Source organism: Pseudoalteromonas sp. ESRF-bin5 (assembly GCF_002632075.1).
GTDB lineage: Bacteria > Pseudomonadota > Gammaproteobacteria > Enterobacterales > Alteromonadaceae > Pseudoalteromonas > Pseudoalteromonas marina.
In genome coordinates this window covers 18,316-29,607 of sequence record NZ_NTLW01000317.1, presented here as the reverse complement: position 1 = coordinate 29,607, position 11,292 = coordinate 18,316, and the positions used below count along the sequence as shown (strand labels likewise).

The 11,292-nt window shown below is 37.8% G+C and carries 10 protein-coding genes; 2 read left to right on the top strand and 8 right to left on the bottom strand.

Features of this window, described 5'->3' with window-relative positions:
- The 8 genes from iscR to BCG07_RS19285 form a co-directional block, all read right to left on the bottom strand.
- On the bottom strand, window positions 1-479 hold a 479-nt coding region (gene iscR, locus BCG07_RS19320; RefSeq protein ID WP_286891603.1), incomplete at its 3' end, for a Fe-S cluster assembly transcriptional regulator IscR.
- Between the two features lie 233 nt (window positions 480-712).
- Window positions 713-1,438: a tRNA (cytosine(32)/uridine(32)-2'-O)-methyltransferase TrmJ gene (trmJ, locus tag BCG07_RS19315; protein WP_039036282.1), complete on the bottom strand. Its 726-nt coding sequence runs from the start codon at window positions 1,436-1,438 to the stop codon at window positions 713-715.
- A 531-nt stretch (window positions 1,439-1,969) separates the two neighbouring features.
- Window positions 1,970-2,581, bottom strand: a complete 612-nt coding sequence (cas6f, locus tag BCG07_RS19310) for a type I-F CRISPR-associated endoribonuclease Cas6/Csy4 (RefSeq protein WP_286891601.1) — start codon at window positions 2,579-2,581, stop codon at window positions 1,970-1,972.
- Between the two features lie 2 nt (window positions 2,582-2,583).
- Window positions 2,584-3,636 carry a type I-F CRISPR-associated protein Csy3 gene (gene csy3 / locus BCG07_RS19305; RefSeq protein WP_286891599.1) on the bottom strand — a complete coding sequence of 351 codons (1,053 nt, stop codon included), beginning with the start codon at window positions 3,634-3,636 and terminating at the stop codon, window positions 2,584-2,586.
- 14 nt (window positions 3,637-3,650) lie between these two features.
- Window positions 3,651-5,738: a type I-F CRISPR-associated protein Csy2 gene (locus BCG07_RS19300; RefSeq protein ID WP_286891597.1), complete on the bottom strand. Its 2,088-nt coding sequence runs from the start codon at window positions 5,736-5,738 to the stop codon at window positions 3,651-3,653.
- Window positions 5,739-5,810: 72 nt separating this feature from the next.
- Window positions 5,811-6,971 (bottom strand): TniQ family protein, encoded by a 1,161-nt coding sequence (locus BCG07_RS19295; RefSeq protein ID WP_286891595.1) that lies wholly within the window; start codon window positions 6,969-6,971, stop codon window positions 5,811-5,813.
- A 92-nt stretch (window positions 6,972-7,063) separates the two neighbouring features.
- Window positions 7,064-7,672: a hypothetical protein gene (locus BCG07_RS19290; RefSeq protein WP_286891594.1), complete on the bottom strand. Its 609-nt coding sequence runs from the start codon at window positions 7,670-7,672 to the stop codon at window positions 7,064-7,066.
- 87 nt (window positions 7,673-7,759) lie between these two features.
- Window positions 7,760-8,035 carry a type I restriction enzyme endonuclease domain-containing protein gene (locus BCG07_RS19285; protein WP_353743804.1) on the bottom strand — a complete coding sequence of 92 codons (276 nt, stop codon included), beginning with the start codon at window positions 8,033-8,035 and terminating at the stop codon, window positions 7,760-7,762.
- Window positions 8,036-8,616: 581 nt separating this feature from the next.
- Between BCG07_RS19285 and BCG07_RS19280 the strand changes: the two genes are divergently transcribed.
- Both BCG07_RS19280 and BCG07_RS19275 read left to right on the top strand, forming a co-directional pair.
- Entirely contained in the window at window positions 8,617-10,137 is a 1,521-nt protein-coding gene (locus BCG07_RS19280; protein WP_286891593.1) for a type I restriction-modification system subunit M, read from the top strand.
- Window positions 10,127-11,290 (top strand): restriction endonuclease subunit S, encoded by a 1,164-nt coding sequence (locus tag BCG07_RS19275; protein WP_286891591.1) that lies wholly within the window; start codon window positions 10,127-10,129, stop codon window positions 11,288-11,290. Before BCG07_RS19280 ends, BCG07_RS19275 begins: the two co-directional genes overlap by 11 nt.
- Window positions 11,291-11,292: the final 2 nt, after the last annotated feature.

Sequence of the window (11,292 nt, the reverse complement as noted above, 5' to 3'; positions counted from 1 at the left end):
CTTACTTGAATGTTTTCCAACTGCTTAATTGCGTTATTGATACTGTTATCTTGGCGCGATGCAATTTCTTTCACATCTGATTTTTCCACCAATTCAGCAAGGGTAATACTGTTCAAAAATTCTTCTATACGTGCGCTCAAGTCTGACCATAAATTATGGGTTAAACAGCGCATACCGCTTTGGCAGCCAGTGTTGGCGCCTTGGCAACGTGTTGCATCAACTGATTCATCAACTGCGGTAATAATGTCACCAACAGAAATAACACCGGCTTCTCGCCCTAGTAAATAGCCGCCACCAGGTCCTCGAACCGAACTTACCAAGCCATTTTTACGCAGCCGAGCAAATAATTGTTCAAGGTATGACAAAGAAATTTCTTGTCTTTGTGAAATATCAGCAAGGGCGACAGGACCAACACCTGTGTGCAGCGCAACATCAAGCATCGCTGTAACGGCATATCGGCCTTTTGATGTTAATTTCATAACGCCCCCTGCACAAAGAGTGCAAATTTTAATTACCAGAGTAAATTAGTCAAGTATTATCACTTGATAAAAATTTGATTTAAAAACATATCGCTCAAAGTGATATGTAGTTAACAAATTTTTAATACCTGACCTGTTTGGTCAAGTATTGTCTCCATTGTAATTACCTGAGTAATTTAGTCAAGTATTAGCCAGTTATTTAAACACCCGTTTATATAACTAATTGCTATACCTTACTTAGGAATCGATTTATTTATAGAGGTAAGAATACCGCGCAAAATGTTCATTTCAGCCTCTTCTGGGCGTGCACGGTTAAATAAACGACGAAGCTTTGTCATCACAATGCCTGGGTGCTGTTTGATAATAAAACCTGTGTTATATAGTGTTTCTTCTAGGTGATCGTAAAATAACTCTGTTTGTTTAGAGTTAGGGTAAACGGTGTCGTCTTGTGCTTCTTGCTTAGGTTGCTTATTTAAAAATGCCATGCGTGTTTCGTAAGACAATGTTTGCACAGCCATAGCAAGGTTTAGCGAGCTATATTCTGGGTTAGCGGGAATGCATACATGGTAATTACACAGCTGTAGTTCTTCGTTAGTTAAACCACTGTTTTCGCGGCCAAAAACTAATGCCACAGGACCATTTTCAGCTTCTGCCACCAGCTTTTCACCACACTCGCGAGGCTCAACCATCGGCCATGAAAGCGTGCGCGAACGTGCGCTTGTACCAATGGTTAATGCACAATCAGCAATGGCATCTTCAAGCTTATCAACAATCACTGCATTGCCTAATACATCGCTGGCACCTGCAGATAACGCACTTGCATGGCTATCAATTTCACAAGCAGGGTCAACTAAATAGAGTTTTGATAAACCCATTGTTTTCATGGCGCGAGCCGCCGAACCTATATTACCTGAGTGTGATGTGTTAACTAAAACAACGCGAATATCGTCTAAGATCATTGCTGTGCTTCTTACTAATGCCAAAAAATTGCGCGAATTCTAACATAAAAGCACACTAAGATCCTAGATCCTTTGTCGCTGCAAGCAAAGCGTGACATACACTGAATAGGCATATCAATAACTTAAAAAAATCCTGCAACCATGCACTGACATAAAATACAACCATACAATGACATAGTGAAATAAAGGTTATAACGCTAAAAACAAAAAAACCAGCCTTCGGATATAAGACTGGTTTTTTCAATTACTACTCACTGCCTTTTCGGCAGAATTACATTAACTTAAACATCGAATCGATTGTTTTTATCTTCAGCTGCCTATACGGCAGGTCACCTTTATTTCGATGGCGCATGTAATCCAAATCCATTCTCAGCTGCCTACTCGGCAGATCACTATAAAAGTAGCTAAGCTTATTTATATAATTTATATAATTTATATAATTAAAAAGCAAATTCAATTTTACCCATATTTTTATATGCTTGCTCAGAGGGTTCTGTTATCAACGGCTTATAATGAAGATATTAATAAAGGTTAATTACTTTCTATTAAAGGTGATAAATCAGGAACCGTGCCCTTAAACTTTTCATTTGAGGAAAAACCATAATTACTCAAGACTGGCTCTGCTTGGCAATCGGCATCTTGCTTTTGAATATGAAGAATATAATCTTCTTGTGAACTCTTACTAGTCATAGCTACCCTATGAAATATGTCAATCTCTCGGGGAGCTTCGACCTTTTTAGGATTAAAATCTTCACCTCTTGCTAAGGCTCTTTTTTGCAGGCGCTTTAATCTTCTTCTACTTTCACCTGTGAAAATTTTTGCTACCGCTTGATTACGTATAAAACGTACTTCTTGGCAACTGTCAGGAACGGTTGAAATTTGGCTTATTTTAAAAAAGCCACAATCTTGCATGTCAACAAAGTATGCTTGCTCTTTAAGGCTGTTTAAAACCTCCATATCCTTATGCACAAAAGCAATTACATTGCCAATTGATGAATCTGACCAAGCAGGAAACGTAACTCCCATTCCTTTAATATTATGCTTTAAAATAAACCCATGCATGATAGAAATACAACGGCCAGTAAGCAGAGCTAGATTGGCTTGTTTTGGTAAAAAGTGGACTGTGAAGTAATACCTTTGCATAACTACGCCTTTTTAGCCTCTGCTTTTTTCTGGAACATTCCGCCCTTAATCAATACAGAAAATAAATAATAAATAGCTGGGTCTATATTTTCATTTTTATTAGTAATGCAATTTTTAAGAGCTGATAAATACCATTCAGTATTTTTAAAAATAGAATAAAAGTTTTGCTCAGAATCGGGAAGACGTCGGGCAATGCCTATTTCTTTATCTGCACCAAACTCATGCACTCGTAACCTTTTACTTGCATCCTCATCCCACCAATCATCTATTGACTGAAGCGCCGCACCTATTTTTACAGAATTAAAACTTACAGCGTATCGGCCATCTACACATTTAGCTTTTACAAACTGTTTTGAGGCCTCTCCTTGCTTAACTTTGTCGTTTAGAATTTGGCTTGGGTAAATTTCTTGGCAAAATGAGGCTTCTATTTTCGCGGTTATATCGGCACTCCAAAACACATTAGGATCAGTTAATGCGCTCTCAATTTCATTACTTAGTTCCTCCAGTACTTTTTGATCATCAGAAGCCCACTTACTTTCCCAAGCCAACTTACGGGTGTTATCGATTAAATAACGATTCCCTTTGCTGGTTTTAATTTCAATTTGAGTGTTGCCGGTGTTTTGATTACGCCAAAGCCATGTACCTAATAAAATATTTCTGCAATAACGAGTAGCTAACTCTTTATAACCACCACACTCTTTAAATGTTTCTGCCAACTCTTTTAATAAAGAAAAAACATCTGGATCACTACAGCCTGAAGGGGCCAACGAGTTCGCTTGCACCCTCAAAGAAAACCGACAAAATATATGTTCCACATTTGGAGGTACATAACACTCTTCTAGAGTTAATATATTATTATGTGTTAAGTCCTGAGGTGAGATGTTTTTTGGTAAAAACTGCGGGGTGAATGCTTCAGTAAAACCAGATTTAGGGCCTCTAATTTTATTAATATCAGCTTCTAGGGGAACAAAGTTAGAGTCAGCCGTTTTATAAAAAAACACAGCTTTACCAGGATAAAGCGAGCGATCATATTTTAATATATTACATAGTTCCATTGAGCACCTTCCGGTCAAACCTTTTTCATTAGCATAAACTTTTCTCGCGCATCTAGCATCCAAAAAGATGTTTTAAAATAATTGCTAATACCTTTTAACCTAATGCTAATGGCAGTTTCGTATTTCACCACTCCTATTGCTGGTTCAGCATAACAATGCAGTTTTTCAAGCGCTCCTACTCTAGCTTTGGGTTCAGTGAGTAATAAATATCCCATCATAGATGGGCTCAATTTAGAGTCATTATTTAATAATAAGAGTAGCTCATCTAAATCCTCTATTTTGTGGTCAGTTGGCATTACCCAACAACCTGATAAAGGGAGTCGCCTAAGCTTTTCAAACAGCTGATTTTCATTACTATACAAACAGCACCAATTTACGTTTGAAGTAAGCTCAGGCTGATGCATAACACCACCTGCAAAGTTAGATGGAAAATGCGCTTTCAAAATATCTGGCTCACTATCTACTGCTTGTAAATCATCATCATAGCCATCAATATGTACTATTAAATCAAATGCCAAGTCACAGTATTTGCCATCAATAATTCCTGGGCGCTTAAGCTTATTTTGCTGAGCGCCTTGCAGACTGAGTTCAGGAAGCTTTTTCCCTGCAACCGCAGCGTAATCCTTAATAAACCATGAAAAAGATGTGAACCGTAAATTTGTCCCAAGCGCCTCATTAAGTTTTCTTTGGTAGCTATGAAGCATGCCCCAAACAGCGGTTAAAGATGGAATACCTGAGCAGTAAGGGTTTGATAATGCTTGCGCATCAAACACACGTATACCGCTTAAATGAAGATAGCGATAATGTTCATCATCTTCTTCAATCAGTACATGTTTTTGATCTGTAAGATTAACAAGCAACCATTGTAAAGCTGCTTTTAAAGGGCTCATTAATTTAGGATGAAAAGCATACCTTTGTGTCATGCTCACACCGCCAAGCATTTCATTTAGTAACCTAAATAAAGGAATCGTTAGCGAAGGGAGTTCATTGTCGGGTAGCGATAGTATTTTATACTCTAGTCGCTCTGAAGCACTCTCAAGCTGTTCTAAGTCATACCCATTCTCAATAGCGTCCAAGCGCCATTCAAATACAGGTGAAAACCATTCTAAAAGCGTGTTTCTCAGCGCTTTAATATTTTTTACTTTTTGTTGTCTACGCTGTTTAAGAGCCAGCGCATTATTACTAAATATAATACCTTCTAAAGCTTTAATTAATTCCGGCTTTAATAGTGCCTCAACGTTAAATACTGTTTGCCCATTATTTAATTTAAATGCTCGTGAGTTACTTAAACCATGATATTTACTTCGTATATAAGGAGGGTAATTAAGCACATTAATAACACCACCTAAGGAAGCAGCTAACATACTGACAGCAGCAGGACGCGTAAACTCTACATTGCTAAATCGAGCTCGTTTATCAATTGCCGCCTGTTGAATTTTTGATTGAACAACATGGCTAATTACAGGCGTAACAGCTAAGTAACCATCATGATAAGGCATTCTAATTTGGCGAGAGTAGCGGTCAACATAGTCGGGAATGGCTTTTTCAGGCAATGATTTTTTAACGGTTACACATAAGCTTTTAAATGCCTTAACGGATAACCCAAGAGAGGTAAATGCGGATTTCCAGTTATCCGAGTTCGTAGCTAATACTTGTGCCAAACAACTGTCTTGATTTTGCCATTTAAAGTAACTAACAAATAATTTAGCAAAATTAACTTTAGCTGAGTCATGTGACCAGCCATAGGCTTTAGGGTAGTTAGCACTACTCAAAACATAAGAGTGCAGTAGTGGAGGCGCTACACCTAAATTTTGCTTACTTACTCTAATATCAGGGTACTTTAAATTATGAGTATGAAACCACGCTATTTCCTTAATACATTTATTAATATGGTCTTCACTTTTTAAAGCCTGTTTTGCTAGCTTTTTATCCAGCAAGTCATCAACTTGGTTTTTTCGATAAGTCAGGTTTAACAAAATAGTCAGAGCAACGGCTTCGCTGCCTGTTATATCAATCATTGCCGTATAAGGGCTAAAAGCACGACGTAATAATCTATCTCGCTCAGTGGTGTCTGTAATCTCTAGCAGTTCTTTTAAATGCATATACTCACCATGCCGACAAATACATTCTAGCTTTATCATTTCCAAAACTAGTTTTGTACTCTATAACATGCCTTAAAAAAACGCGCCCTTATAAGGGTTGATCCTCTGGTTCATTTTATGACGAAATGCCGTTTGCAAAATACCATCTTGGTACAACCTATAAACCTGCTCTACTGAAGTACCTAATAAAGTTGCAGCCTCCAATACACTTACTAATAAGTCGGCTGCGTTGGGCTTTTTAGTTTTAGGGTTACTCTCAACCAAAGTAACTAAATAATCTAATAGAGCCCCATAAATAAAGTGATACTCTCTCTGCTTTTGAGTACTCGGGCAAGCCAAAATAGCATCCCCAAAAATAAACTTAAACTCAGTTTTATTAAACAGATCTATTAACTTCATTTCTGCATTTTTACTTAGTTCATCAAGCTCTGTATTAAAAACTGCTGGCCATTTACTAAAATAGTTCACAGCATCATTTAAACAAAAGTTATCTGTTTGAGAATACCGCTCCTGATACCAAAGAAGCGCAGCAAAACGTTCTGTAAGAATAGTATTGTTAAATAGCGGGTTGCTATCATTGCGCTCATTTTTATCCAGCAATTTATTTAAATGCTCAATATCTAATGCATTTACAGGCGATGTATTAGCGCAAGACAGCTCAAAACCGCATGAACAATGAGTGATTGACTCATTTTCTATGTAGTTAATTGGAGCGCAGCAATCTGGGCAGTTATGTAGCAAAGCACACTGATGTTTAGTGCATGCATTTACCCACTTTATATGCCAACTTTGTTTTATATAAGCTTCTTCTGCAAGACATTGTGAGCATACCGGAATCGAATCAACAGCTCCCTCGGCGTGGTGACGAATAAACCTCAGGGGAATGTCTACGCCATTGTTATATAAAGCGACGGAGAAGTTAAATTTAATATCTGACTTTAGCAAAGCCAACTTTTGTAACTCGTATCGAGGTAAATCTAGTAGTGTTTCAAGTAACCCTAAAGCCCGCATCCTAAAGTGGCTATTATGTTTGGCGTGGTATACGTTGAGCCTTTTTAAATCTATCGGGAATGCGCCATGCGCTTCAAAATCAAGATCATGTAGCTCTTCTCGTATAGCTAAGCTCAACCCTTCATACGAGTCAAAAAAATTCTCAGAAACGACCCGTAACAAGTAACTTTCCAACGATTCGTCAGAAAATGCACGAGCTTTGGGAGAAAATAGAAAAGCCATAAACGCCTTTAAAACTTAGAAATACTAAGTTTTAACTTAAACTATTCTAACAAAAAAACAAGTCAATTCATCAATTTTGATAAGAGTTAAATTCAGTCAGAATTACTGTCTTTTGCTAACGACCAACCAGCTGCGTACAAAATACTTTTGTCTCTTATATGATGATTAATAGTATTTTTGTCGATAACAACTTCTGAACTTCTGACTTTAGGAATTTTGAAACTACTTTCCACACCTAATCCGATTGTAGAGGTGGCTTTTAACTGCTCTATTTTCTCTTCTATAGAAACCTTTCGCGTCTTCGGAGTTTTATATGGTTTTGTTTCCTTTCTTTTTTTGGGTTTTGGTTTAGATCGCCTAATTAGCTTTTTATTTTCGTGTTCAATGAAGCGTTTTTTGGCCACCTCTAAATCAATACTTTTAATAAAATTTTTTAAATCAATAATATCTAACGAATTACTATTAATAGCTTTTTGATGTTTAGCCCTTATATTTTTTCTTATAACCGGTGTTAACCGACACTGACAAGCTCTTAAATAGGAGTAGAATTTACATATTGACTCTTTATTTATTATTGTCTCAATCAGTTTTTCAAATAACAATTCTGCTAACTCAGCTTTATGAGCTGCAATAACTTTTTGCTTTTTTGGAACCACACCTAAGGTTAAAAGCTGCTCTTTAATTATACTCAACTGTTTCACACTCCCTGTTTAGTTGTATTTTGGCTTTAACGTATACAATCAACAAAAAAGTTTCATACTTTCAATAAAGATGCACATCTAAACAACTCAAGCCTCTTTATTTGCTTTTACATTTTGCGCTTGCTCAAATATTTCTTTGTATACTTCATCGCGGCTGATTGGTGGGTATTTAAATTTAGCGAGTATTAAAATCAGCTCGACTTTGAGCGATGATTTAATGTCTTCGCGGTGGTTCCAATCTACAAATTTTACTTTATCGTCTACAATTACTTTTACTGCTTGAGCAAGCTCTATTAGCTTATCTTCGGGGTAGTCAAAGTCATATTTAATGGCGAGCATTTTTAAGGCGTCGTAAAAGCCTATTTCTCTTTATTACCTAATTCTTTGATGACTATCAAGACCTAAAATGTTGATATAAAATCATTAAGTTCGCTACCTCTTAAATTCAAAGGGACACACAACTTCTCTTCTTTTGATACAAAAACCTGTAAAACAAACAAGCCAAATATCAAAAAACTATCCTTTGCAAATATTAGAATGACAATATTATGTCGTCTATATTAGCTTGCTATTTTTTAATTGATATTCATTTATAAGCCAACATGGCTTTTAACATCATTTTTTAATGAAAAATTAACATTCGCTTCGTCACATTTCATACTTTACTATATTACAGCCAAAGTAAATTGACCTAGTTGCCTATCTCAGACACAATCGTATTTATTAGGTTTTATAGCTTTTTAGGCTTACTCTCATATGTACTTCGAGATGCGTTATTTATCGCAAAAGGTAAAAAATACGACAGCGTTTTGGTACAACAGCTATTAAATCACATAATCTGCCACCACACTTTTCTTCGTGTACTTAAACAACCGCCATTCATGCACTTGAAAGCGTTGGCTAACACAAAACAGATTTAAAATTAATAACAAGGACTAAAAAATATGACCACAACCAACCAAATCAATCAGGACGATATTAACAAAGCGGTGTGGAACGCCTGCGACACCTTCCGCGGTGTTATTAGTGCCGATACCTATAAAGACTTCATCCTCACTATGTTGTTTTTAAAATACATCTCTGATGTATACAAAGACGAATACAACAAGCTGATTACTCAGTATGGCGACAATCCCGATTTAATTCACGCCATGATGTCGAAGCAGCGCTTTGTGTTACCCGAAGGCGCGAGCTTTTGGGATTTATACGAAAAACGCTACGAAGCAGGTAACGGCGAGCGTATTGATAAAGCCCTGCACGCACTAGAAGAAGCTAACGGCAGCAAGCTTAAAAACGTATTCCAAGACATCAGCTTTAACACCGACCGCTTAGGCCAAGAAAAACAAAAGAACGATTTACTGCGCCACTTACTAGAAGACTTTGGTAAAGACATTTTAAACCTAAGCACAGAGCGTGTAGGCAGTTTAGATATTATCGGTAACGCCTATGAATACCTTATCAAACACTTTGCCGCTGGCAGTGGCGCGACCGCTGGTGAATACTACACCCCGCCTGAGGTCTCAACTCTTTTGGCAACCGTTTTAGAGCCAGTTGAAGGCGACCAAATCTGCGACCCATGTACAGGCAGTGGCTCGCTGCTTTTAAAATGTGGCGCTATGGTGCGCAAAAACTCTGGCTCTAAAAAATACGCCTTATTTGGGCAAGAAGCGATAGGTTCAACATGGGCACTCGCCAAAATGAACATGTTCCTACACGGTGAAGACAACCACCGCATTGAATGGGGCGACACCATTCGTAACCCACTGTTACTTGATAAAGACGGCAACGGCTTATTGCACTTTGATGTAGTAACAGCCAACCCGCCATTTAGTTTGGATAAGTGGGGTCATGACGATGCTAGCAGCGACCCTTACGGACGTTTTCGCCGTGGTGTACCACCTAAAACCAAAGGCGATTATGCGTTTATTAGCCACATGATTGAAACGCTTAAACCAGACACTGGCCGTATGGCGGTTGTAGTGCCACATGGAGTGCTATTTCGCGCATCAAGCGAGGGTAAAATTCGTCAGCAACTGATTGAAGAAAACTTGCTAGACACCGTTATTGGCCTACCAGAAAAGCTGTTTTTTGGTACAGGTATTCCAGCCGCTATTTTAATATTCAAAAAGCACAAAACGGATGAAAACGTATTGTTTATAGATGCCAGCCGTGAGTTTAAATCAGGTAAAAACCAAAACCAGTTAACGGCAGACAACATTCAAAAAGTTATCGACACCTACAAGGCTCGTGAAAGCGTTGATAAATACGCCTACCTAGCCAGTTTTGATGAGATCAAAGAGAACGACTTTAACCTAAACATCCCTCGCTACGTTGATACCTTTGAAGAAGAAGCCGAAATCGATTTAGTGGCAGTGCGAACTGAGCGTGTGCAACTTAAGAATGAGCTGCAAACCCTTGAAGCAGAGATGGAAGGCTACTTAAAGGAGTTGGGTTATGGTGCCTAATGGATGGAAGCAAAAATCGTTTAAAGACATTCTTAAATTAGATAGAGGAAGCTCACCTCGTCCAATTGTTAATTTTATGACAGATAGTGATGATGGTGTAAATTGGATTAAAATTGGTGATACAAAAGGTGAAGCCGCCTTTATAAATTCTACTAAGGAAAAAATAACAAAAGAAGGCGCTAAAAAGTCAAGAGAAGTAAGTAAAGGTGAAATTATACTCTCAAACTCGATGAGTTACGGAAAGCCCTACATCCTAAATATTGATGGCTACATTCATGATGGCTGGTTTGTAATCAGAAACTACGAGCAAAACTTGGATAAAGGTTATTTGATTCAGCTACTAGGTGGAGAGATAGTTCAAAGACAATACAAAAGATTAGCTGCTGGAGGTGTTGTAACGAATATCAGTAGTGAATTAGTTTATTTTGTTAAAGTAAATTTACCCCCACTTCCAGAACAACGCAAAATTGCCAAAATCCTATCTACTTGGGATAAAGCGATTAGCACCACCGAGCGCCTAATCGACAACAGCAAGCAGCAGAAAAAAGCCCTGATGCAACAACTGCTCACAGGTAAAAAGCGCCTACTTGATGATTCAGGTAAGCCGTTTGAAGGTGACTGGGAAGAGGTTAAGTTGAGTGATGTTTTTACATTATCTAGTGGCGATACTAAGCCTAAAGATGTTGAAAAAGAACAAACTAATACGCAATGTTTCCCTGTTTTCGGTGGTAATAATATTATGGGGTATTCGGCGAAGAGCAACTCAACGGGTAATGTAATCCTCATAGGTCGAGTTGGTGAGTATTGCGGTGTTACTAGACTTGTGCAAAACGACTGCTGGATTACAGATAATGCTCTTTTTACAAAAAAATTCTCAGCAGATTTTGATAAGCAATTTATTGTATATTTGTTACAAAAGTTTGACCTATCACGGTTGAGAAATAAAGGAGGTCAGCCACTTATTTCACAAAAGCCAATTTATGGTGTAAAGATCGAAATACCCTCACTCCACGAACAACAAAAAGTCGCATCAGTATTGCTTAACGCTGACCGTGAAATAGAGGTATTACAACAACAGCTTGCTGACCTAAAGCAAGAAAAGAAAGCACTTATGCAGCAGCTTTTAACAGGCAAACGCAGAGTTAAAACCTAAGG